This window comes from Lactobacillus sp. YT155, assembly GCF_030504545.1.
In the GTDB taxonomy this organism is placed as follows: Bacteria; Bacillota; Bacilli; order Lactobacillales; family Lactobacillaceae; genus BQUT01.
The window spans coordinates 119,273-145,055 of sequence record NZ_JAUKWP010000003.1 but is presented as its reverse complement, the minus strand read 5'-3'; the positions used below and the strand labels follow the sequence as shown (position 1 = coordinate 145,055).

20 protein-coding genes are annotated in these 25,783 nt (G+C 35.7%); 3 read left to right on the top strand and 17 right to left on the bottom strand.

Annotation, left to right across the window (positions count from 1 at the left end; translation table 11 throughout):
- Positions 1–74: 74 nt before the first annotated feature.
- Complete coding sequence (gene dnaE / locus Q2T76_RS04770; protein ID WP_302084384.1) at positions 75–3,383, bottom strand: DNA polymerase III subunit alpha; 3,309 nt, start codon at positions 3,381–3,383, stop codon at positions 75–77.
- A 122-nt stretch (positions 3,384–3,505) separates the two neighbouring features.
- Between dnaE and Q2T76_RS04765 the strand changes: the two genes are divergently transcribed.
- Entirely contained in the window at positions 3,506–3,694 is a 189-nt protein-coding gene (locus Q2T76_RS04765) for a YjzD family protein (protein WP_302084383.1), read from the top strand.
- Between the two features lie 36 nt (positions 3,695–3,730).
- Here Q2T76_RS04765 and Q2T76_RS04760 read toward each other — a convergent pair whose 3' ends face one another.
- The 14 genes from Q2T76_RS04760 to Q2T76_RS07920 all read right to left on the bottom strand — a co-directional run bounded on the left by Q2T76_RS04760 (position 3,731) and on the right by Q2T76_RS07920 (position 20,158).
- Positions 3,731–4,603: a CatB-related O-acetyltransferase gene (locus Q2T76_RS04760; RefSeq protein WP_302084382.1), complete on the bottom strand. Its 873-nt coding sequence runs from the start codon at positions 4,601–4,603 to the stop codon at positions 3,731–3,733.
- Positions 4,604–4,615: 12 nt separating this feature from the next.
- Entirely contained in the window at positions 4,616–5,920 is a 1,305-nt protein-coding gene (locus Q2T76_RS04755; protein ID WP_302084381.1) for a hypothetical protein, read from the bottom strand.
- A gap of 20 nt (positions 5,921–5,940) precedes the next feature.
- Entirely contained in the window at positions 5,941–7,260 is a 1,320-nt protein-coding gene (locus tag Q2T76_RS04750; RefSeq protein WP_302084380.1) for a hypothetical protein, read from the bottom strand.
- A gap of 20 nt (positions 7,261–7,280) precedes the next feature.
- Positions 7,281–7,709, bottom strand: coding sequence for an accessory Sec system protein Asp3 (gene asp3 / locus Q2T76_RS04745; RefSeq protein ID WP_302084379.1), 429 nt, complete (start codon positions 7,707–7,709; stop codon positions 7,281–7,283).
- 1 nt (position 7,710) lies between these two features.
- Positions 7,711–9,252, bottom strand: coding sequence for an accessory Sec system protein Asp2 (gene asp2 / locus Q2T76_RS04740; protein ID WP_302084378.1), 1,542 nt, complete (start codon positions 9,250–9,252; stop codon positions 7,711–7,713).
- 4 nt (positions 9,253–9,256) lie between these two features.
- Positions 9,257–10,837, bottom strand: a complete 1,581-nt coding sequence (asp1, locus tag Q2T76_RS04735) for an accessory Sec system protein Asp1 (protein WP_302084377.1) — start codon at positions 10,835–10,837, stop codon at positions 9,257–9,259.
- Positions 10,837–12,090, bottom strand: a complete 1,254-nt coding sequence (secY2, locus tag Q2T76_RS04730; RefSeq protein ID WP_302084376.1) for an accessory Sec system protein translocase subunit SecY2 — start codon at positions 12,088–12,090, stop codon at positions 10,837–10,839. The genes asp1 and secY2 overlap by 1 nt, the downstream gene beginning before the upstream one ends.
- A 24-nt stretch (positions 12,091–12,114) precedes the next feature.
- Positions 12,115–12,297 (bottom strand): hypothetical protein, encoded by a 183-nt coding sequence (locus Q2T76_RS04725; protein WP_302084375.1) that lies wholly within the window; start codon positions 12,295–12,297, stop codon positions 12,115–12,117.
- Positions 12,294–13,628, bottom strand: a complete 1,335-nt coding sequence (gtfB, locus tag Q2T76_RS04720) for an accessory Sec system glycosylation chaperone GtfB (RefSeq protein ID WP_302084374.1) — start codon at positions 13,626–13,628, stop codon at positions 12,294–12,296. Before gtfB ends, Q2T76_RS04725 begins: the two co-directional genes overlap by 4 nt.
- Positions 13,621–15,132, bottom strand: a complete 1,512-nt coding sequence (gene gtfA / locus Q2T76_RS04715) for an accessory Sec system glycosyltransferase GtfA (RefSeq protein ID WP_302084373.1) — start codon at positions 15,130–15,132, stop codon at positions 13,621–13,623. The genes gtfB and gtfA overlap by 8 nt, the downstream gene beginning before the upstream one ends.
- 12 nt (positions 15,133–15,144) lie before the next feature.
- Complete coding sequence (locus Q2T76_RS04710; protein ID WP_302084372.1) at positions 15,145–16,170, bottom strand: sugar transferase; 1,026 nt, start codon at positions 16,168–16,170, stop codon at positions 15,145–15,147.
- 10 nt (positions 16,171–16,180) lie between these two features.
- Positions 16,181–17,203 (bottom strand): beta-1,6-galactofuranosyltransferase, encoded by a 1,023-nt coding sequence (locus Q2T76_RS04705; RefSeq protein WP_302084371.1) that lies wholly within the window; start codon positions 17,201–17,203, stop codon positions 16,181–16,183.
- A 22-nt stretch (positions 17,204–17,225) separates the two neighbouring features.
- The gene (secA, locus tag Q2T76_RS04700; RefSeq protein WP_302084370.1) at positions 17,226–19,565 is read right to left on the bottom strand and encodes a preprotein translocase subunit SecA; all 2,340 of its coding nucleotides are present in this window, start codon (positions 19,563–19,565) and stop codon (positions 17,226–17,228) included.
- A gap of 95 nt (positions 19,566–19,660) precedes the next feature.
- Positions 19,661–20,158: an LPXTG cell wall anchor domain-containing protein gene (locus Q2T76_RS07920; protein WP_367881611.1), complete on the bottom strand. Its 498-nt coding sequence runs from the start codon at positions 20,156–20,158 to the stop codon at positions 19,661–19,663.
- 55 nt (positions 20,159–20,213) lie between these two features.
- On the opposite strand from Q2T76_RS07920, the gene Q2T76_RS04695 reads away from it, so the two are divergent.
- Both Q2T76_RS04695 and Q2T76_RS04690 read left to right on the top strand, forming a co-directional pair.
- Positions 20,214–22,460, top strand: coding sequence for a hypothetical protein (locus Q2T76_RS04695; protein ID WP_367881610.1), 2,247 nt, complete (start codon positions 20,214–20,216; stop codon positions 22,458–22,460).
- Between the two features lie 75 nt (positions 22,461–22,535).
- On the top strand, positions 22,536–23,942 hold the full coding sequence (locus tag Q2T76_RS04690; protein ID WP_302084368.1) for a hypothetical protein: 1,407 nt from the start codon (positions 22,536–22,538) through the stop codon (positions 23,940–23,942).
- Here the strand turns inward: Q2T76_RS04690 and Q2T76_RS04685 are convergent.
- Together Q2T76_RS04685 and rpmF are read right to left on the bottom strand one after the other, a co-directional pair.
- Positions 23,939–25,327 carry a KxYKxGKxW signal peptide domain-containing protein gene (locus Q2T76_RS04685; RefSeq protein ID WP_302084367.1) on the bottom strand — a complete coding sequence of 463 codons (1,389 nt, stop codon included), beginning with the start codon at positions 25,325–25,327 and terminating at the stop codon, positions 23,939–23,941. The two genes, Q2T76_RS04690 and Q2T76_RS04685, sit on opposite strands and share 4 nt — an antisense overlap.
- 235 nt (positions 25,328–25,562) lie before the next feature.
- Positions 25,563–25,745: a 50S ribosomal protein L32 gene (gene rpmF, locus Q2T76_RS04680; protein ID WP_302084366.1), complete on the bottom strand. Its 183-nt coding sequence runs from the start codon at positions 25,743–25,745 to the stop codon at positions 25,563–25,565.
- Between the last annotated feature and the right edge of the window lie 38 nt (positions 25,746–25,783).

Below are 25,783 nucleotides of genomic sequence, written 5' to 3'. Positions count from 1 at the left end.
AATAACATCCTTTAAGAGAATACCATTTTTCCAATTTTTATTGTAGCGTTGAAAACGCTTTATAGTAAAATAATTCACATTTTTTTGTTAATAATATTTTTTACGCCATATTTTTTGACCAAAATTGCTTTTAACTCATCAGAAAAGTTCACTCCAAATTGATCATTATACAAAACTTTTTCATCCGTTTTAGGATAGAAAACCAAGACACTTTGTTCACCTTTGAACTTACTCAATATTTTAGTAAGCTCTTCTCTTTGTTCCTGGTTATCTAACTCTTCAGGAACTCTAATGTACAATGCATCCTTCAAATCATTTTCTTTTTCGGTTGGAATGAAAATTTCATCTGCTACAAAACTGAAATTATTCTTACGATCTCTGGATAATTTCCCTTTAATACCAATTATCTGATCTTCTTTTAACAAACCTTCGTAACGGCGATAGGCTTCTGGAAAGACCGTGATTGATAATTCACCAGTCTCATCTTCACCATCGACAAACGCCATTTGGTCACCTTTTTTTGTACGAATCTTCTTAATTCGTTTTGGATAAAGAAGAATTGCAACATTGATGTTTTCCTTCAATTGATTAATAAAGGTAAAAGTTGCATCACGATATCTTTCTGCCGGATGTCCTGAAACATAGGTTCCAAGATACTCAATTTCCTGGTTCAATTTTTCAGTGTCTGTGAAATCTTCAACAATGTTTTTCTTTGGTGCTAGAATATCAAACAATGAAACATTATTACCAGCAAGTTGAATACTTTCAATCAAATCTTGAGCATCCATTAGTAATGCTCGCTTGTTATCTGAAACAAAATTAAAGGCACCACTCAAGATTAAAGGCTTAATATTGTCTTCTTTAACAAAGTTGCTATCAATTCTCTGCAAGAAGTTTACGAGATTAGTAAACTTACCATCTTTTCTAACTTCTAAAATATGCTTAGCAAAATCTCTTCTAATACCTTTGATACATGACAATCCAAAACGAATCGACTTATTAGTACTTTCAAAAAGATAACCTGATTCATTAATGTCTGGTGGCAGAATCTGATTCTTTTTGATTTTGGCATCTTGGATGTAAGAACGTATCTTATTATCACTATGAATATTTGAATTCAACAACGCAGTGTAAAATGCTGCTGAGAAATGAACTTTAATATAGGCCAACCAAACCGCAATCTTACTATAAGCAACCGCATGTGATTTATTGAATCCGTAATTAGCGAATTTCTCAATATAATCGTAAACCACAATCGCGGTCTTTTCTGGATGTCCCTTGGCAATTGCTCCAGTAATGAATTTGCCCCTCATGGCATCAATTTCATCTTTATGTTTCTTTGCCATGGCTCGTCGCAAACTATCAGCTTCGGCCAATGTAAAACCAGCTAACTTAGAAGCAACCTGCATAACTTGCTCTTGGTAAACCAAAATTCCATACGTAGGTTTCAAAATATCAACTAATGAGTCATCCGGATAAGTAACCGGCTCTTCACCATTTTTTCTAGCGGCAAAACTATCAATGTTTTGCATTGGACCTGGTCGATACAAAGCATTAGTAGCAACCACGTCATTAAAACTATCGGGATGAATTTTTCTTAATACATTCCGAATTCCACTCGATTCAAACTGAAAAACTCCATCGGTGTCCCCAGCTTGAAATAATTCTAGTGTCTTCGCATCATTCAAATTAATCTTTTCAAATAGAAGTTTCTTCCCTACTTGTTTAGAAACATTTTGGGCCGCATTACCAAGGATGGTTAGATTTCTTAGACCCAGAAAATCCATTTTCAAGAGTCCCATGTCTTCAACATTATCTTTAGTTTGTTGAGTTAAGGCGATGTTATTGGAACCCATTCTTAGAGCAACCGTATTAGTCAAATCATCATTACTCAACACAATTCCCGCTGCATGAGTAGAAAAATGACGTGGCAATCCTTCTAATTGCAAGGCGGTTTCAAATAACAATTGATTCAATAAGTCTTTCTTTACTATTTCTTGTAAAGGTTTCGACTCTTGATAAGACGTCCGCAGGTCAATTTTTAATACGTTAGGAATCGTATTCGACCATTTAGACATTTCCATCTGACTTTGATCAAAAACCCGTCCGACATCTCTAATTGCCATCTTAGAAGCTAATGTTCCAAAGGTAATGATTTGTGCCATATGTTCAGAACCATACTTCTTTTGCATATAAAGCACCATCTCATCACGCCTAATATCGGGAATATCAATATCAATATCTGGCATAGAAACACGTTCAGGGTTTAAAAAACGTTCAAAGAGTAAATCATATTCAATTGGGTCAACATCAGTGATTCGTAAAGCATACGCAATTAATGACCCAGCGGCTGAGCCTCGCCCAGGACCAGTAATAATATTATTTTCATGAGCATACTTGATAACATCCCAAACAATTAAGAAGTAATCAGCAAAACCCATTTTTTCAATAACACTTAGTTCATAAAGAGCTCGTTTTTGGTATTCCTGAGGTACGTTGTTTTTAAACTTATACTTCAATCCAGCAACAACTAATTGCTTCAAATAGGTAACTGAATCAACTCCTTCAGGTGTTGAAAATTCAGGTAATTGTGTACGGTTAAATTCGATTTCTACATTACAATTATCAGCTATTTTTTGAGTATTACTTTTGGTGTTAGCTAAATTCAATTCATCATAGACTTGGTTTTGTACAACAGAATCACGTAAATAGAATTGTCCTTCTTTTTGTGACTCTTCAAGAGGGTTTTCCATGACATCACCAGCATCAATGGCATGCAATACTTCTGTAGCAAATGCCTGATTACTGTTCAGATACTCAATATTCTCTACAAAAGCTGTAGGAATATTAAATTGATTACTGATTTGTAACTGTTCCTTAACCCGATTTTTTAACGTTCCATTAGTACAAATTCCAATGAATAAACTACTCTCATCTACCAGTGTACTTAATTTATCAAAATAATCTTTTTTGTGGCTTTCATCTAATTGATAGATTTCATTATGATCGGCTGTGGTAATGACAAATAAATCACTTAGATAGTTTTGAAGGTCAGTAAATGATATTGGTGACTCACTCATTAGAATAGTTGAAGAAATTTTCAAAAGGTTTTGATAACCAGCATGATTCTTGGCTAGTAGAACATGACGACTCAAGTCGTCCTTATTGATTATTCCTAGAGTTTCAATTGTTAAACCAATAATTGGCTTTATTTCTTGTTTCTTTGCGTATTTAAAAAAGTCGATGCTGCCATAAAGATTGTTCATATCAGTCAAAGCAATCGACGTGTAACCTCTTTTTTTAGCTTCATCAACTAGTTCATTTATTTTTGTGGGACTCTTTAACAAACTATAGCTAGAAAAAACTTGTAATTGTGTTTGCATAAAGAGACCTCCTTTTTCTCATAAGTAAATTATATCAAAGTTGAAAAAAACTAACAGGATTCTTGATTTAATTTTTTAAACTGTGATAAACTACTGTAGAAATCGAAAGGCAGATGAAGAAAATGAAATATTTAGCAGTATTATTTTGGGCAGTAGTTCTTGGTCAAGTTGCTGGATTTATTGGTTCAGCACTTACACATGCACAATACGATCCTATTGTAACTTTAATCGTGAGTGTTATTTTTGGAGTGATTATTAGTCTCGTGCCCGCTATTCTCGCTAATTCTTCACCAAAACATGAAAATAAATAAACAAAAACCTAATTCAAACGAATTAGGTTTTTTTATTTACTCTTTATATTTTTCAATAAATTCATCAATTGAGATTCCACCATTGAAATCCATGAGATTCTGATTAATTCTTTCATCATCAAAATTCCACCATTTAATCTTCAACAATTCTTTTATTTGAGATTCTGAAAAACGGTATTTAACTATTCGTGCCGGATTACCAGCTGCAATCGCATAAGGTGGGACATCTTTAGTCACAATACTTCCTGTTCCAATAACTGCCCCATCACCAATTGTTACACCACCAATAATGGTCACATTTTCACCAATCCAAACATCTGAACCGATAGTCGTTTTTGGCAAATAGACATGATCGAGATGAGGATCACCACCATAATTTTTCCAAGTATCATCCCAAGTAGTCGACATGAAATTATAAATGGATATCTGAGTCATATCATGATTTCTTGCAACCATTGAAACATTCGGTCCAATTGAGACAAAATTTCCAATCTCAATTGTATCAGGCACTTCATCGTAAGCAGTCATTAAAAATCTGATATTACCGTAAGTGTGCTTGCCAACTTTTTGAAAAGGCATGTCTGTCACTGAACGAGAATTCGTTGAAACAAAATCCACTGGTTGTTGGACTAAATAATGTTTAACCTCAGACGAGTACAACTTAAATAAACCCTTCCACTCTTGGGGATCAGTTTGAGTCAGAGTGAATACATGAGTAAGTTTCTGATCGATATTGAATATTAATAATTCATCATTATCATTTAATTCCCAAAAAACTTCATTGTTATTATGATAGCCACTGATTCGACCATCTTCCCAAAATCTCATTTCTTGACTGTATTCATTACCATTAATCTGTCCAAAACGGTATAAACTATGGATTATTTCTTGATATAATTTTTCATTCATATTTGGCCTCAGTTAAGATAACTTGTTATATTTAATAAGAATTTCTCGTGCTTGTTGATAATTAGAATTATCATAAAGATTCCGTTCATAATAACTAGTAATCAATTCAGGAAAATCATAATTGGCAATATCACTTGAATGTTGCTTATCTAACTCAATAATCCAGCGATCAAGTCCTAAGTTGATTTCTTCAAGACTCATGCTTGTTTCTTGGAAAGTTGGATTTTCATGAAGCTGTGTAATAACTTCAAAAGTAGCCCGTTTCAAACCTTCACCAGAACGGATAATATTACCTACTTGTTGAAGATTATCTAACTTCTGTGCATATTCTTCTTCACTAATATTATTAACCAATTCTTCCAACTGTGTTAGATCGTCAAGCACCCAACCAATATCATTTTTAACAACGTAATCAGCAAAGCCCATTTTTGACCAGACAATTGGTGGTAACTCCGCAGCAACATACATAGAAAACTTGAACGGTCCGTTAACACGTTGGTAGGTTCCTACACCACCTTTGACAATTGGATACTCAATTGAATCCCAAACCAGCCCAAATGAGCCTTTCAAGCTCATCAATAACGCATCAGGATCGAAACTCCCCATTAACTTAACATTCTCGCGATTTTGAACTTGGTTATTTTCGTAGTCTGCTTTTCCATACACATTAAATTGCAAGCTAGTTGTCTTCTTGACTATTTCATTGAGTGATGGATTCTTATCAAAACTCCCTGCAAAAACAATTTCGTTGGTCAATTCTCTTCTATCAGGAATCATCGGCGTGACATATCCATAAGGTCCTGCCACAGCAATTGGACCGTTAAATTCAAGGTCATGTTGAATAAGTTCTTTAATATTGGCAGTAGGTACAATCAAGCCATCATACTTATTAATATAGTTCTTGGCTAAATCATATTCATGAGGCATTCTCCACATTGAATCATTGCCACTATCTTCACCAAAATTATCAATATTATGTCTGAAAAATTCAATATCATGAACGTATCCAACTACTTTTGCCCCAAAGAAATTTGCCTTATTGAAAAATTTTTCATTATAAACAGGTGAATTATGTAAGTGAGGATACAACTGAACTATTGTATCTCCTTTTTTAACTGCACTCATAATCCCATCAAAACGAGCATTTAAAGAATCAGTAGGTTCATCATCCCAATCATACTCAAATAAAGGCATTGCTCGAGCATTTATTTCATCAAAATATTGATAAGCATCTTGCCTTGATTTTCCGATTGCTCCATATTTTCGATACGGTGTATTGCGTTGTGAACTGACAATCTTCGTATACCAAATAGTCATTTGAATTTTCTCCTAAAAATTTATGCTTCAAGTTTTCCCATTTCTATCAAGATTTCTTTTGCTCGGACATAATTTGGTTCATCAAGATATAGATTCTGACGGAAATAGTTTAAGAATTCATCCGAAAGATAGACATCCTTCAAGCCCTCAAGTTCTTTTTCGTACATATCAATAATCCATTTATCTATTCCCAAATCAGGTGCAGGATTCTTATCATCTGTTGCCACTTCATACAAAGCTTTTTCATTAAGCATTGAAACCACCTCAAAAATTGACTTTTTGAGCTGCATTCCTGAACGAATCATTGCCCCAATTACTTCAAGACTGTTGAGCTTCTCTTCATAATCTTCTTCAGTAATACTTAAAACCAAATCCTGTAATTGAGTTAAGTCATCTATAATCCAACCGATATTATTTTCAACAACATAATCAGCCAATCCGATTTTTGACCAGACAATTAGTGGAATCTCGGCAGCAATATACATCGAGAACTTGTGAGGTGTATTTAAGATTTCATATAATCCCTTACCGCCAATAACGTCAGGATAATCCAATGAATCCCACACCAATCCATACGAGCCTTCAAGAGCCATTATTAATGCATCAGGGTCATATTTTCCTTTGATATCAGCATTAGGATGTTCATCAAGATAGACTCTGACTCCATTTTCGCCTTCATTTTCTCCCACAGAACCACCGTAAATATTGAAATTAATTTCAGGTGAATTATCCATTAGTGAATTAAGGCTTCGGTTTTTTTCAAAACTTCCCGCAAAAACCACAGTATTGGATTTCTGACAACGATCAGGAATCATTGGTGTATCGAATCCATGCGGACCTGAGATAGCAATTGGACCAGCATATCCAATATCGTGGCGTAATTGAACAGCCATATTCTCTGTTGGACAAATCAAAGCATCGAATTCTCTTAACGTAATATACGCTAAATAATAGCTATATGCTGGATTTACTTCTTCATTCTTCCAATCATAAAAATCACCACGATATAAATTTATATCATGAATATATCCAACAACTGTTGCACCAAATGTATGTGCCCTGTTGAAGAAATAATCTAGATACTTTGGTGAATTCGTCCCATTAGGATATGTCTGAATAATGACGTCACCCTTCTTAACACCAGCTAGAATTCCATCCATTCTGGCACTGATTGATTCATCTGGCTCATCATCCCAATCATAAGCATACATAGGAATTGGTCTGGCACCTATTTGCTTAAGAAATTTGTGGGCATCTTGTCGTGCTTTACCAGCCGCACCATAGTTTCTAAATGGCACATTTCGATCTGCGCTGACTACTTCTCCATACCAAATATTCATTTTCAATCCCTCTTATCTAATCAATTTTTAGAATCAGAAATAATCAAACTATCGAATTCAATTATTTTTGCACCTTTATTAATTAACTCCACTCGGTAGTTATAAGCATCGTCAGGATAAACAAACTTATCATTACTGTGTTTGATTGCTTTCATTCCCACCCGCTTATCGAATCGATCTAAAAATGTTACCATCACAAAAAAGTTATTTTCTGGAATACTGGTAGCATTTATTTGAATACTATATTCCGAATTTCTCTTCAATAGTGGTAAGACTAATGTCGTTCGTGTTGTTTGAAACGGTAGACTTGAATCCCAACCAACAATAACTGATCCCGGAGACATGAGGTCATTTTCGAAGCTAACTGTTTCATCGTGATTGTATTTGATCTTCGATCCATAATAGAAGAAAAAACCAGAAGTTTGTTCCCACTTAAGTTTGAAATTCATTCTAGTTCACCCTTCTTCCATAGTCTTTTCGTAAAATCCGCTTGTATTGAGAATAGAACCAATCAACGATTGCCTCGGAATTATCATTATGGCGTCCCAAGATACCTTTACTGATGACATTACTATTTGACTTCGATAGTACTTCAAGTAAGTCATGATAGGCTGTCCCGTCATAATCATCATTTTTCATGTAAGCAATATCGAATTCGGTATTTGAAAAATCAGCTTCCTTGAATGGTTGCCAAAAACGTTCGTTTAATCGATTACTACTAGCTTCCGACAAATCTCCCTCTAACAAATTCTGCATATCAAGCACGGAAACAAAATCCATTATTGGTCGCTCAATTCTTTGAGTTTTAACGATATTACCGATACTAGCTAGAGGCTTCCCAATCACAACATATTTTGGTTGAAGATTAATTGCATAATACATTGCACCAAAGGTACCCATTGATAATCCAGACAAAATTAACTGTTCATTGGTGAAACCAAGTTGATCCAAAGTATCTTGAATTGCCTGAGTAATTTGTTGCTCTAGGGATTCACTTCCCAGATAGAAGGAACCACCTTGCATTCTTTGATCGGCAATCAACAGAAATGGTGTGCCTAATCCTTTCATCATGAAATAACCCTCGAAGCCCTCAGCTCCTTTAAAACCAGAAAAATAAACGGTTAACGGTGGCTTTAAATTGCCGGGATTATATAAATAAAACAACTCATCTTTATTTTTGGGATCTACTACCTTTTTGCCACCTAACAGAAATTCGCCATAGCCATGGCGATTCATTCGATAATGTAGTGGACCAAGTTTTAGAACTCCTTGGCCTTTTACTACGAGTGAAACCGAAATGTATGACTCATTATCTTTGCCGTCAACAGTAATTCCTTTATTAATTTCATCTTCAGAAAAACTCAAAGTTTCAGAAATGACATTACTTCCGGAATAGTATTTCTCAAGAATCATAGAAATCTCAATTCCTTCATCGTGTTCATATTGTAGAACTAGACTCAAGTTCTTCACATCCAGCGAAACATTATATTCCCAATTAATCACTGGTTTATCTTCGAATTGAGAAAAATCACCAACTAGTTCAAGAAAAGCTTCACCATCTTGTTTGACAGTTCCAGTAAACTCTGAACTAACATTAATGTTATAGCTACCCAGATAGGCACCGAATTGTCCGGTGAAGAAATCTCTGGCAATTGTTTCGATAACCCATGTTTTATCATCCAAATTCCAAATTTGCGGCAACTTCAAATCTAGAACTTTTTGGTCAATTTTTTCAACCTGCTGCTTATCAATAACTAATGAATAAGCATCGATTGCTGGCTCAAGTCTTCTGAACAAATCATCTGGAATTTCATCAGAAAAAATAGTGACATTAGCTGGTTGCTTCTTAATTAGCTTAATCTCTGAATCGGTAAATTTATTCAAATCTAAGAATTGCCACTTGAGACTCGCAAAACTATCCAAGTTACTAATCTCAGGTTGCCAGTCTTGTTGACCTATCTGCAAAACGTTTATCTTTGTGTCCGTTGCCATGACCTTATTCTCCTGTTATTTCCAACAAATAATTCTTTAACGCTTCACCTGAATACTTCAATATTTTCTGTGCTGAATAAGCCCGTGCTTCTTGCCAATACTTCAATTGGTCTAAGTAGTGCCTTAATTCTTTTTTTAAATCGGAAATGTCTGAAATCACAACACCATTTTTATTCAGTTCAACATATTCGGTCTCTACTCGATTAATTTGAGGAATTCCCGTACTAATCGCTGCAATCTGCGTAAATAAATCCGGTGTCTCTGCCAAATCAACAATAATTCGTGCTTTATTCAAACTTTTCATTAATTCGTGATCAGTATCAATGGTTTCGAAAGTGATACCATTCATTACTTCAGTAAAAAGAATTACTCTTGGATCTTTTTTGAGTGCAAATCTCTTATCAACAGGATTCTCACTCTTTTCAGCTTCATTTATTAAATTTAGTAATTCCAACATATTAGGAGCAATTTTATTAACAATCTTGTCCACCATGGTTTTTAATTCTTGTTCATCTTCTTGATTTCCACGAATAGTTAAATTAATCTGGCGGTCTTCTTTTTCATCACCCGTTTTTTTCATACTCTTGAAGATGTATTGCAAAATCTCATTAATTACGTCATAAGTATCGGTTGAATTGAGGTTTCTCGTATCAAGAAAAATAATCTCTTCCTTCATTTCTTGACTGATTCCAAAGTCAAACCTTGTATCATAGGGACTGATTTTGAAGATTGAATTAGATTCAGAAACTAATTCACTTAAATGTTCAAAGTTCTTATCGGAATCAACAATACTGGCGTTAATTTGAGGCAAAACTTCACTCAGATTTTCTTTATTTTCATTATTAAAAGCTAGCCGATTATTGAAAAAAGATGCAGTTATTCTTGACTTGAAAGCAGAGTTCTTCAAGTATTCAAGGTTAAACTCATTCATAGCAAGCACGACCGAATTATCTAGCGGAGTTTGTTTTAACTTATAATCCAATAATTCAAATTCGATTTCTTTGATATTGTTATATTCTAGTTTTGATAACAACTTGTTGTTAATCGGATTAACCTTAACTGAGTTATCTGCGGCTTGTTCTTGTATCACCCAATCTCCAAACACGTCAAAGTAACTTGTATAAAGTTTTGTTCCATTTTGGTAAATTTCACGAGACGAAATAAACCCTCGATCATCATAAATATCGACATATTGAATTTCTTCTTCATCGTTTCGATAAGTGACACTCGAAATTGGTCCAGCATCGGCAATTCTAATCTCGGTAATTGTCTTGCCGTTTCGTCGAGCCAATATTTCAAAAGGAGAACTAATGAAATAAAGATCGTCTTCAAGAAAAACATCCTTTAGTTCAACTCTTTTCTGTTCAAAATCAGTTGCCTGTTGTAAGACGTCAAAGGCATTCCAATAATTGCTCTCAAGAATTTCATAACGATGTAAGAAATATCTCAAGGACGGCATGTAATTACTTATCAACAGTTGATAAGGGTCATCACTATGCATAAAAGCTTTTATTTGACTGATTAAATCATCTGCGGAAACTTCTTGGATACTGTTCTCATTCCAAGCCGGAATAAAAGTAATCATTAGCTGCCTCTCTTATCTTTTATTTTTACAAAATCACTATAAATTCCTCGTCGATATAGAGAAGAAAATTGAATCAGTACTTGTTGAATTAAGATAAGCCACATGCTCCACATCGTAATAATAAACGTCCATTGTTGAATCGGTTGATAGGCAATTCCTATTAACAGTGGTAATCCCATAACTGCTGCACTATAAAGTGCTCCCACAAATGCCAATCTTAACAACTTATCAGACAAGTATTTCTCAGTATTCTTCCCGGGATAGACATTAGGAAAATAATCGCCACTTTTTTTCATATTCTCGGCTGCTTGTTCGGTATCAACATTGACGTAAGCAAAGGCAAAACTTAAAAGAATAACCATAACAATTAAGAATGAAACTCCTACAATATTATCTTGCGATAGAGATTTATCGATTGTATTCAAGAACTTCAGCTCGGGATGATAAACCTGAATAATATTAATTATGTATTGTGGCAAAGCAATAATTGTAAATGCGTACATAAATGCCATTCCCCCCGCTGGATTAACAGGAATGGGAAAATATGACTTCGTCTCATATCGGTTGTCCAACAAGACCCTCATGACTGGTAATCTAAGTTGTCCGTTGATAAAGATTAAAGTGAAAACCGAGAAAATGATCACTCCAATAATCACACCAACTGCAATTAGAATTGTTTTGGTATCTTTGAAATTCAAAAACGTCACTTCTGTCTTGATTCTTTGAATAAATCCTCGTGACATAGCTGCCATGACAATAATTGTCGACCCACCAACTCCATAAACAAGATTCATGTTTCCTAACCAGATTAGTAATGCGACACCGGCTTCCAAAATCAACAGTAATAAGAAAAAACGCTGACTAGAGTCATTATTCATATTAGCTTGTAATATCAAACCTGCTCCTTGAATTGCCCCAAAAATCATGGCAGCAATGAATTTTGCTTGATAAGCTTGTTTAATTGTCAAATTCTGAATTCTTGGAAGCTTAATTGCTGTCAATACACGCCAAAGAATCAATGCCGACATCCAAGGACCAATCCCAATAGAAAAAAGTGACAGTCTGTCAATTGACATCCCTGCCATTTGCAAAGCAAACGAAGCGTTGGGATTCTTAGCCATTAATGCCAGCAATGGTTGAACATTCACGCCAGGAAGAGTAATGGTTGTTCCCACAATATAAATAGCCGTTATTGATAAAGTGAATAACGCTTTTTTATATGCCATTTTTTGATACATTCTTTTTAAATTCATAATTTAACTACTCTCGTTTGTGACTTATTTTGAAAGAATATTAATTATTATCAGAATAAGACTCGCCATAATTCCTGAGAAAAGTAATACCGAAGTAATAATTGCCAAGCTATTTCGCTTGGTTTTTTTGTTAATTAAATTAGTTTCTGTATGAACTTTTTCGGTTTTTTTTGCTATCTCTTCTTCAATTGGGTTTTTCTTTGTCATATCAAAATCCTTCTATATTCTGCAACGGTTGCTTGACCGATTGAATCTCTTTGTTTGGTAAGCTCTTGCTTGTAGGTCGCATAATCTCTTGAAGCAGCTTCTAGTCTGTGAATTAATAGTTCTGGTGACTCATGATTAATTACGTTGTCTTCATTAATAAATAAACGATTGTGGATGGTATTATCAAAGGCGAAAATCAGTTTATTGGAATCAAATTCTCGCCGAACGATATTTAACACTTCATTATTGTGATTAATATCTAGATAGAATGAACATTCCTCACATCTCTGATGAACATCTTCGATTGTCGTCGAAGGTTCAAGTACTACATTGTTATATCTTTCGAATGCCATTAATTTGTCTGACATTTCTGTTAAAGCTGCTACATATATCTTCCAATCAGGCAACCCATTGACTATCTCTTGAAGACGTTCAACATTATCAGAATTAGTCAGAATATATGCTGATTTACTCATATCAGTGTTCTCATTGTATTGATAAATGAATCCCAGATAGTTCAAGATATTTTGATCGTCTGTTTGATTTTGTAGTCTTACAAATTCATCTCTATCCTGAACAACAATCTTTTTGGTTATTGAACTATCACTGTCAATAATTGAGCGCATATTTCCCGGCATTTCTTGTGATTCTTCCTGCCAAAATAGTACGTGAGAAGTGCTGTTGCTATCTTGAAATTTCTCCAAGGCATCCACAATGAAGAACGGATCGGCTAGCGAATTATAATAAATAGAATTAAGGTTAAATTCTGCACACTTGAAGTAAAAAATCACAAAATCAATATATGAATCAAAGATGTAATTCTTGTCTTCATAGGTCACTTGAATCGACTTAGTAATATGATTCATCAAGATTACTTCTTGCTTCTCTAGATTAAGGAAAGTCGTTAATGTAACTTCCCCATCACTGAAGGTCTTCTTCGCAAAGAGATTTCCGTATTTATTGTAATAATCAACTTGTCGAATTCGATCCAAATCATTGAACCATTTAACCTCTTTAATAATTCGATAGTCTTCGTCACGATCGGAATAAACTATCTCAGCACGTTTTTTGTACCCTTCAAATATCTCACCACTTTGAGAACTGCCACGAATCTCCCAATAATTAGGTGTAGGTACTTCATTGAAAAACTTTGGTGGTGTTTTTTCCTGAACATCGTACATCCCAGTGAAAAAAGCAATTGGTGATGTAGCTCCATCAAATAAGAAACCATCATCATTAAGAATTACCGTTGTATTTTTTATCCCCGCAGCTTCCAAAGAATTCTTCAAATCAGATGATTTCGCGTCATATTTATCAAATAAGTTAATCATTGACTTGCTCCTTTTCTAATTGAATCCATTTCTCTTGAACTCTTTGCGTAAGATAATCTTTTGCAATTTCATAAGAATGCTGTCGCATTTGTTCCATTTTTTCATCATCAGACATCATCTTGACTATGGCATCTGCTAAATCTTGAATGTTTTGCGGGGTGTCATTTTTGTAGTATTCAAGTAAATAACCATTCTCACCATCATCAATAAATGTTTGATTACCGTACTTAACATCTAAGCCAATCAAAGGTAGACCTGAACCAACAGCTTCCAGTAAAGTTAGTCCAAAACCTTCACTTGTTGATCCCGAAATATAACCATCGTATTCGCAATATATATCGGTTAAATCCCGGTGTCCCATGACTCTGATATAACTACCGGCATTAGCTGCTTCAATCATTTGTTGTAATTTCATCATCTGTGAACCAAGTCCATAGATATCCAGACTAAGGTCATTAATTTGTTCATGTGCTTTAATAACAGCTTCGACTAACCAATCAACATGTTTTTCGCCTGCCAAACGTGAAGCAGTTATTAATGAGTGCTTCTGGCGGTTATTTCCAACCGTTAATTTATCAATACTTCCAACCGGAATTGCATAAATTTTGATATTACCTTTGTGATATTTAACAAATTGCTCTTCGATAAGTTGTTTTTGTAATTCTGTTGCTGTAATGAAGAAGTCGATACTATCTGCATTTTCAAATTGGTATTCATAAAAATTATTCCAAAGGATATGATCTTCAGTGGTAATTGGCTCATTGAAATGTTCTGCGTGTACCACTACGCCAACTTTAACTCGTGTATAGTCCTTGGTTTTAATAATTGACGGTCCATTGTCAGTTGAACGATCCATAATCAAAATGTCATTCTCATTCATTCCTAATGATCTTAAAAAGTACTCTGACAATGCTTCTTTGGAGTAAATTGTCCGATCTTCAAAAATATACAAACTCTGTTCACCATTTAATAGTTCATCATAGGCAACCGAACCATTCTCGTTAAAGAAACGACGTTGATAGAGATTATCGCTATTTTCATTAGGCTTATAGTACTCAGAGAATGTTTTAACGTAGGTATAGTTATCCTTTTGAATTAAATCACCATTTACATAGGTATGAACCAGATGAACAGCATCTGGGCCGCAGTGGGTATCATGAAAAGCTTTAATAACTGTTTTATTGTTGTCAAAGCTATAGTATTTCCCATAACCTTCATCTTTTATTTCTTCAGGTTCGGTTCCAAAGGTTGCTTCTAAATCACTATATGTAAAGGTAGTTGGACTAATTTTGACATCAGTAAAGAACTGATACATCCAAATGATTTCCTCATCATCAAAACCAATGTTCTTGGTCATTGGTTCGAGATTTTCATCAAATAAATCAGTGAAAATAAACTTTGCCTTTTGCTTATTTTTCTTAAAAATATTACTTCGATATGCTTGAGCATATTCAACACCACTACTTGCCCAACCAATACCAATATTAAGATTATAAATTGTCATATTATCATCCCTTTAGTGTTCTAATAGTATTCGTTCTTCAACCTCAAGTAATAGTTTCTTAGTAAAGAAGCCCTCTCTAACTAACTGTGAGATATTCTTCACGTTTTGTACCAACACCTCATATTCTGGTTCAGTTGCCTCGGTTACAATTTTTGCAACTTCATCAAGAGATTCAGCAACATAACCAATTCCATATTTTTTTACAAAGTTTTCTTTATTCAATCCCTTGTTAACAATAATTGGAATTCCAGCTGCTAAATAAGTACTAAACTTAAATGAAGCATTCATAGTTGAGTATTCTCTTTCGGCTTGATTTTCAATGTCTTCACTCCAGACAAGGCCAAATCCGCCTCTATTAAGTTCATGTAATAGTAATTCATCTTCCAAGTAGCCTTTCACATTCATGTGATTTGTACTTTCAACTGTTTCCTCATTGGGTCCTGTTGGTCGACAATAGACATTCAAAGGGATGTCTTTGTTCCAAGTTATTGAAAACGGAAACCGAATGAAATTACCAACAAAATTAATTTCTTTCAGGAAATAAGGTTTTGAATAATCATCGGTCTTGGTTAAGTGATCCCAGATTCCTTGAACTACGTAAGGAACTTTTAGGCCTTCTGCTATTAATTTATTACCCATTTTTTCCGAAGGAACAATTACTAATTCAGCCTTGTTATATGCTTCAACAAAACGAGGCATCAAATAATAATTGTTCTCAAACATTAAAGGAATTAAATCTTGAATAAAAACAACCAAATGTATTTCTCGTTTTAATACCTGGTCAATGAAGGCTTCTTCAAACTCAAATTGGTTCCAAGTTGGGGTTTGTAGAATAAGTAAATCGTCTCTTTCTACTCGAGCTAGGATTGCATCAATTCGCTTACTCAATTCAGTTTCACTATCATCAGCTGTCCCATATGTTGGAACAGCTAATTCGATATAGCCTTGTTCTAGAGCACTTTTAGTAACCATTTGTTGGGCATTCTTGGCAGTACTGAAATAACTGTGTCCATACAAATTAGTAATAAATTTTTTCATAGTTCCCCCTTTAATGTTTCAAAAGTAAGTATTCTTCAATTTCAACTAAGAGTTTCCTAGTAAAGAATCCATCTTGAACTAACCAAGATACCTGGCTGACGTTTAGAACTAACTGCTCATACTCAGTTTCCGAGATATTTTTTACGTAATTAACCGCATCATCCAAAGTTTTTGCGACATAACCAATTTGATTCTTCTCAACAAATGCTTGTTTACCCAGTCCTTCATTAACAATAAGCGGTATTCCGGCCGCCAGATAGGCACTGAATTTAAACGAAACATTCATAGTGGAATATTCACGTTCGGCTTGGTTTTCAATATCTTCACTCCAAACAAGTCCAAAACCACCCTTATTCAATTCGTGAAGTAGTAAATCATCACGCATAAATCCCTTCATCTTGCGAACTTCAGTGTCCAAAATAATTCCGTCATTTCCAACTGGATCACTAAAAATATCCAGTTGAATCTCTTTATCCCACTCATTAACAAACGGAAAACGATTAATATTACCAGCAAAATTCAGACGACGTTCAAATTCTGGCTTACCTAGTTGAACTAACGGAGTCAAATGATCCCAGATTCCTTGAATGATATAAGGTGTCGTTAGCCCTTCAGATACTAATTTTTGCGCCATCTTTTCAGTAGGAACTATTACCAATTGAGCCCTATTATAGGCCGCTAGATAGCGTTCCATCAGATAATAATTGTTCTCGAACATTAAGGGCACGAAGTCATGAATAAAAACAACTAGCTTATCCACACGTTCACTAAGTCGAGTTAAAAAGACTTCATCAAAGGCTATTCCGTTCCAGGTTGGCATCTGAGCCACTACCAAATTTTCAGGCCATAAGGGAGTCAAAATACCGTCGACTCTTTTTTCGATTTCAATGTCAGTATCATCAGCTGTTCGAAATGAAGGGATGGCTAACTCCCGATATCCTTCTTTTTTACCAATATCTGAAACTAGATGTTGTGCATTCATAGCTGTACTGTTGACGTCATGTCCGTACAGATTAGTAATATATTTTTCCATGGTTTTTGAATTTATTAATAGTCTAAGGAAAAGTAACTATTAACTCTCCTTTATGAATTTCAAACAGACTCAATGCAACATTTTTTAAGATATTTCTTTGACAAATATCTCGATATAATTCATACGATTGCCGTGCTTCATTTTCATACTCTAAAACTGGATCACGTTGGGCTGAAGCTCTTTGTGCAACAACCATTCGTAATTGATTTAAGGAATCTACTTGACCACTCCAACAATCATCAATTGCTTTTAACATAGCTATTTTTATATATTCAATAAAAGCTTCTTCATCATCTAATTCACTCTTACGATTTTGTAAATTCTCACCTAATAATTTCATTAGAAATTCAATTGCTTGTTTCGAAGTGAACATTTCCGGCTGATTCTCAAACATATTTTCCTTGAAGTTATAATCAACTCTGTCAAAAATATAGCGTTTCAATTCAGCTCGAGAAATTTGCTGCTTAGTTTGAAAATTTTCATTGATAGTATCTTTAGCAATCGAAATAAAAATTCTTTCTAATTTACTTACTTCATTGATTTTCAAAATTGTACTGCGAATTTCATCGATAAATCCTTTTTGCAATCGTTGAACTTCATCGTATTGTAAATTGTTAAAACGAGCGGAATAACTATTGTCTTCAGATTTTGATTGAGCATTCGAAAATTCTCGGTTAATTTTAAATGAACGAATTTTATCTGTTTTGTTCTTATGTCGATCATAGTATTTTTGAATGTTTTCTTGGACATTCGCTTTGATTACATCATCTTCTAATGATTCATAAGTATAGGTATCCCCTGGTAGCCCTTGTCGGCCACTTCTTCCTTTTGCTTGAAGCTCAATTCTTAAGCTCGACATTAATTCACCAATCACTACTGCCAAGCCACCTAATTCAACTGCTTCAGAATCGACAACAATGTCTGTCCCTCGACCAGCCATAGCCGTTGCCACGGTTAACGAACCTTTTCGCCCGGCTTCTTTAATTATCATTGCTTCTTTAGCACTATTCTTGGCATTCAAGACATTATGAGGAATTCCTAAGTTCAGTAAATGCATTGAATATAATTCCGAAATATCAACCGAACCAGTGATTAGTAACACCGGCCGTCCAACTTTATGTAACTCAAGAACTTTCTTTAACGAAGCTTCCATCTTGGCATCAAAAGTCACATAGCGTTCGGGTTTATAATCTTTTCGAATATCTTTTTTATGAGTCTTTATTTTTTTAACGGTCATGTTGTAAGTTTCGATAAACTCACTCTTATTAGTATTGGCAGTTCCCGTCATTCCGGAAAGTTTTTTAAAACTTCTGAATAAATTCTGATAAGTAACCGATGATATCGTCTGAGTTTCTGCTGTAATAGGAAGATTCTCAAAAGCTTCAACAGCCTGCTGGAGGCCAGCTTGAAGATTCATTCCTTTCATAATACGACCGTTCTTGTAATCAAGAAGTTTAATCTCATTGCCATCTACTATATAGTCACGATCTTTTTTAAGAACAAAATTCGCCTTTAGAGCTAAGACAATATGTTGAAATAATTCAAAGTGCTCTATATTCATTATTTCAGGAACTGAGAAATAATCTTTTGCATTTTCAATTCCACGCTCAGTTAGCCAGACACTGCGCTTCTCTTCGTCATATTCGTAATCGATATCTTCTTCTAATGTAAGAACAAACGAATTACAGATAATGAAATAGTTAGATTGAATCGTTGGTGCTCCTGAAATTAACAGTGGTGTTTGTGCTTGATCTAAAAGAATTGAGTCAACTTCATCCAAAATCGCGTAATTCAATTCGCAAAGAAATTGTCCTTTTTCGTTTGCTGCTAGTCCATCAATTAAGAAATCAAAGCCTAAGGCTGAATTTGAAGTGTAGATAATGTCGGCTTCATAGACTTTCTTTTTAACTTCACTATGGAGAAATTCTTCATCATTATCAGCTACTCCATCAGAAACTGTCAGTCCTAACCATTCAAACAATTTATGGTTTTTTAAGTAGTCACGATGAGCTAAATACTCATTAGTCGTAACGAGAAATACTCCGTTTGTCCTAAGAGCTCGTAGGAATAAGGGCATGGTCGCCACCAGAGTTTTTCCTTCACCGGTTTTTAATTCAGCAATATCACCGTAATAGATCGTGATGGCTCCTAGAACTTGTTCATCATTTGGAAATAATCCAATAATTCGCTTGTCGGCTTCTCGGACCAGAGCAAAAGCTGTAGCAAGAATTTGATTCTCATCTTCGTTGTTAGCGAGCATTCCACGAATAATAGCAACTTGAGCTTGTAACTCTGAATCAGTCATTTTTGCCATTATTGGAGCTAGTTTATTAATTCGTTTTAGAATCTTTTTGTGACCCATTAAAATATTCTCCCCCTTTCTTGTTGACAATACACAAAAAATCCATACAAGATGTTTCAAATCAAATATGGATTTTAAGGTTAATCTGTAGAAACCTATTCGTTGGATTCGTCCTTCTTACGTTTGCGACGATATGCTGCAGCAGCTGCGGTTAGTCCAAGTAGACCAATTCCAACTGATTGCGCTGCAGTATTATCATCTGATCCTGTTTGTGGAAGACGAGTTTCGGAACGATGTTCAACCACAGGATCTGCTACTGTTGATTCGATTGGAGCTTCAGACTGTAGTCTTTCTCTCGAAGCAGATTCAGATTCGGATTTAGCTTTTGATGCTGATTCGGATTCAGATTTGGCTTTTGATACCGACTCTGATTCAGATTTGGCTTTTGATACCGACTCTGATTCAGATTTAGTTTTAGATGCAGATTCGGACTCTGATTTCGTCTTAGATGCGGATTCTGATTCTGACTTCGTCTTAGATGCTGACTCTGACTCGGACTTAGTTTTTGATGCCGATTCGGATTCTGATTTTGCCTTAGATGCTGATTCAGATTCGGACTTAGTTTTAGATGTAGATTCGGATTCTGACTTCATTTTAGAAGTTGATTCTGATTCAGATTTAGTCTTAGATGCTGACTCTGATTCTGATTTGGCTTTAGAAGCGGACTCAGATTCGGACTTAGTCTTAGAAGCTGACTCGGACTCTGATTTTGTCTTAGATGCTGATTCAGATTCGGACTTAGCTTTTGATGCCGACTCAGATTCTGATTTAGCTTTTGATGCGGATTCAGATTCTGACTTCATCTTAGAAGCTGACTCTGATTCTGATTTAGCTTTTGATGCAGATTCGGATTCTGATTTAGTCTTAGATGAGGACTCGGATTCTGACTTCGCCTTAGATGCCGATTCTGATTCAGATTGTCCCATGTTAGATGCTGACTCTGATTCTGATTTAGCTTTTGATGCAGATTCTGATTCTGATTTAGCTTTTGAGGCTGACTCTGATTCTGATTTGGCTTTAGATGCAGATTCGGATTCTGACTTAGTCTTAGATGCAGACTCGGATTCTGATTTTGTCTTAGATGCAGACTCGGATTCTGATTTTGTCTTAGATGCAGACTCGGATTCTGATTTTGTCTTAGAAGCTGATTCCGATTCTGACTTCATCTTAGAAGCTGATTCCGATTCGGACTTAGCTTTGGATGCAGACTCAGATTCTGATTTGGCTTTAGATGCAGATTCCGATTCGGACTTAGTCTTAGATGCCGATTCTGATTCTGACTTAGTCTTAGAAGCTGATTCGGACTCTGATTTAGTCTTAGATGCTGATTCGGATTCTGATTTAGTATTAGATGCTGACTCGGATTCTGACTTAGTCTTAGAAGCTGATTCGGACTCTGATTTAGTCTTAGATGCTGACTCTGATTCAGATTTGGCTTTTGATGCCGACTCAGAGTCTGATTTAGTTTTAGATGCAGATTCGGACTCTGACAAAGCTTTAGATGCTGACTCGGATTCTGACTTAGTCTTAGAAGCGGACTCGGACTCTGATTTTGTCTTGGATGCAGATTCGGATTCTGACTTAGCCTTAGAAGCCGATTCTGATTCAGATTTCGTCTTAGATGCAGATTCGGATTCTGACTTAGCTTTAGATGCTGACTCGGATTCTGACTTCGTCTTAGAAGCTGATTCGGATTCTGATTTAGTTTTGGATGCTGATTCAGATTCAGATTTATCTTTCGAAGCTGATTCCGATTCTGACTTAGCTTTGGATGCTGACTCGGATTCTGACTTCGTCTTAGAAGCTGATTCGGATTCTGATTTAGTTTTGGATGCTGATTCAGATTCAGATTTATCTTTCGAAGCTGATTCCGATTCTGACTTAGCTTTGGATGCTGACTCGGATTCTGACTTCGTCTTAGAAGCTGATTCGGATTCTGATTTAGTTTTGGATGCTGATTCAGATTCAGATTTATCTTTCGAAGCTGATTCCGATTCTGACTTAGCTTTGGATGCTGACTCGGATTCTGACTTCGTCTTAGAAGCTGATTCGGATTCTGATTTAGTTTTGGATGCTGATTCAGATTCAGATTTATCTTTCGAAGCTGATTCCGATTCTGACTTAGCTTTGGATGCTGACTCGGATTCTGACTTCGTCTTAGAAGCTGATTCGGATTCTGATTTAGTTTTGGATGCTGATTCAGATTCAGATTTATCTTTCGAAGCTGATTCCGATTCTGACTTAGCTTTGGATGCTGACTCGGATTCTGACTTCGTCTTAGAAGCTGATTCGGATTCTGATTTAGTTTTGGATGCTGATTCAGATTCAGATTTATCTTTCGAAGCTGATTCCGATTCTGACTTAGCTTTGGATGCTGACTCGGATTCTGACTTCGTCTTAGAAGCTGATTCGGATTCTGATTTAGTTTTGGATGCTGATTCAGATTCAGATTTATCTTTCGAAGCTGATTCCGATTCTGACTTAGCTTTGGATGCTGACTCGGATTCTGACTTCGTCTTAGAAGCTGATTCGGATTCTGATTTTGTCTTAGATGCAGACTCGGATTCTGATTTGGCTTTAGAAACTGACTCTGACTCTGATTGTCCCATGTTAGATGCAGATTCTGACTCTGATTTGGCTTTAGATGCAGATTCAGATTCTGACTTAGCCTTAGATGCCGATTCTGACTCGGACTTAGCTTTGGATGCAGACTCAGATTCTGATTTAGTTTTAGATGCAGATTGGGACTCTGACTTAGTCTTAGAAGCCGATTCTGTCTCGGACTTAGCTTTGGATGCAGACTCAGATTCTGATTTAGATTTTGAAGCTGACTCGGACTCTGATTTAGTCTTAGATGCTGACTCTGATTCAGATTTGGCTTTTTATGCCGACTAAGATTCTGATTTAGTTTTAGTTGCAGATTCGGACTCTGACTTAGTCTTAGAAGCCGATTCTGACTCGGACTTAGCTTTGGATGCAGACTCAGATTCTGATTTAGTTTTTGAAGCTGACTCGGACTCTGATTTAGTCTTAGATGCTGACTCTGATTCAGATTTGGCTTTTGATGCCGACTCAGATTCTGATTTAGTTTTAGATGCAGATTCGGACTCTGACTTAGTCTTAGAAGCTGATTCTGACTCGGACTTAGCTTTGGATGCAGAATCAGATTCTGATTTAGCTTTTGATGCTGATTCAGATTCTGATTTAGTTTTTGAAGCAGACTCTGATTCTGATTTTAGTTTTGATGACGACTCAGACTCTGACTTAGCCTGGGATGCTGATTCAGATTCTGATTTTGCTTTTGATGCTGATTCAGATTCTGATTTAGTTTTTGAAGCAGACTCTGATTCTGATTTTAGTTTTGATGACGACTCAGACTCTGACTTAGCCTGGGATGCTGATTCAGATTCTGATTTAGTTTTTGAAGCAGACTCTGATTCTGATTTTAGTTTTGATGACGACACAGACTCTGACTTAGCCTTGGATGCAGATTCAGAGTCTGATTTTGCTTTTGATGCGGAGTCTGATTCGGACTTAGCTTTTGATGCAGATTCCGCTTCAGATTTCGTCTTAGATGCGGACTCGGATTCTGATTGTAGTTTTGATGACGACTCAGACTCTGACTTAGCCTTGGATGCAGATTCAGATTCTGATTTTGCTTTTGATGCGGATTCTGATTCGGACTTAGCTTTTGAGGCAGAGTCCGATTCAGATTTCGTCTTAGATGAGGACTCTGAATCTGAGTTTAGTTTTGATGACGACTCAGACTCTGACTTAGCCTTGGAAGCAGACTCGGACTCTGATTTTGTCTTAGATGCGGATTCTGATTCGGACTTAGCTTTTGAGGCAGATTCCGATTCAGATTTCGTCTTAGATGCGGACTCGGATTCTGATTTTAGTTTTGATGACGACTCAGACTCTGACTTAGCTTTTGATGCAGAGTCCGATTCAGATTTCGTCTTAGATGCAGACTCGGATTCTGATTTTAGATTTGATGACGACTCAGACTCTGACTTAGCCTTGGAAGCAGACTCGGACTCTGATTTTGTCTTAGATGCGGATTCTGATTCGGACTTATCTTTTGATGCAGAATCCGATTCAGATTTCGTCTTAGATGCGGACTCGGAGTCTGATTTTAGTTTTGATGACGACTCAGACTCTGACTTAGCCTTGGAAGCAGACTCGGACTCTGATTTTGTCTTGGATGCGGATTCTGATTCGGACTTAGCTTTTGATGCAGATTCCGATTCAGATTTCGTCTTAGATGCGGACTCGGATTCTGATTTTAGATTTGATGACGACTCAGACTCGGACTTAGCCTTGGAAGCAGACTCGGACTCTGATATTGTCTTGGATGCGGATTCTGATTCGGACTAAGCTTTTGATGCAGATTCCGATTCAGATTTCGTCTTAGATGTGGACTCAGACTCTGACTTAACTATTGATAAAGAAGTAGATTCGGATTCAGAAGCAATCTTAGACATAGACTCGGATTCTGATTTTAATTTTGATGACGACTCAGACTCGGACTTAGCTTTAGATGCTGACTCTGATTCTGATTTTATCTTCGATGAAGACTCTGATTCTGATTTTGTTTTAGATGCAGATTCGGATTCGGATTTAGCTTTTGAAGCAGATTCCGACTCTGATTTAGCTTTAGAAGCAGATTCTGATTCCGACTTAATTCTTGAAGTTGACTCTGATTCTGATTTTGTCTTAGATGCAGACTCGGATTCTGATTTTTCCTTAGATGCTGACTCAGACTCTGACTTCAATTTTGAAGTCGATGCTGATTCAGAGGCAGATTCTGAGCTACTTAATGAACTAATAAAGGTATTCCATCTTGCCGTTGTTCCACTCATTTTAGGATTCAACTCACCATCGCTAGTGAGTTCTCCATTGATTAACGCTGCAACATATCCAAGACCATCTCGATATGCTGGGTTGTGTGAATTTATATGTTCATATAAAGCTATCAGTTGCTCTTTACTTAGATAAACATAAACTTCTTCTCCCGCCACAGCAGTTATTGGTTCGATGTATTCCTTAACGGTTGAATAATCAGCACCTAGGGCCTTATCGAAATATGCAAATCCAAAAGAGATATCTACAGTAACAGTCGTTTTGACATAAATATAAACATCTCCAGATTGTGTAATGGCAAGATCCATATTTCCAATTGTATTGTGTTTGGCATCATAAATACTACCTAACGCTGTAGTAGGATTGACGTATCCAAACTTAACGTCTCCACCGGGTGTTCCAACACTGGCGTAGTTACCACCAGAACCACCTATATCAATTCGTGTTGGATTAATCCCAATAGTCTGTTCTTTTTTCATGGTCTCTGAAGCCTGATCATTTCCATTTATGGAAGTTGAATTATTTTGACTTCCCTTCAGAGAAATAGCGACACTGTCTTTTTGTGCTAAAGCATTCGCATTAACTTTTTTCTCATTTGCAGGTTGTTTAGCAGCGTCAACTTTATTATCGACCTGACTAATAGCCCCAAGACCAAGTCCTGCAGCTAACCCTGATAGTAATTTCCAATTTTTGCCAATGCCATCCCCTGTTTCATTATCATAAACCTTTTGATATTGTGCATCATTTGATTCTTGGTTTACTTTGACATTAGCTTCATCTTTTTTAGAAAAAATAATAAATTTGCACTTGGTAATTCCAGCAATTACCCACTTTTTGCCGGCCTTGTACATTTTGAAGCGTGTAACCTCTTCGGTCAAACCTCTTTTTTTATTTTTCATAATATTCTGTACTCCCATTGTCGGTTCATAAGTTCATAATAAGTATTTTTATAATAATACAATATTTTTAATAAAATATTAATACTAATAATCATACAGAGATATAATTAATAGACTTGGACAACTATAAACTTAGTAAATTAAAGGTTTTCACAGAATGTTACATTTGTGTTACAAATGTTTTTTTTACTAAAAAATGACAAAAAAATAACCGCCTATCGGCGGTTATGAATAATTATGCTTCTTTGTTTTCTGAAACTACTTGGCTACCCTTGTAAAATCCTTTTGGTGATACATGGTGACTCACACGGTATTCACCGGTAGTTGCATCAAATTGTACATTTGGTGTATTTAGTTTGATATGTCCACGACGTTGACGTTTCTTTTGTTTTGATGTCTTTCTTGCTGGAACAGCCATATTTAAAACTCCTTTTTAAAATCTCTTTTGTTTAACTA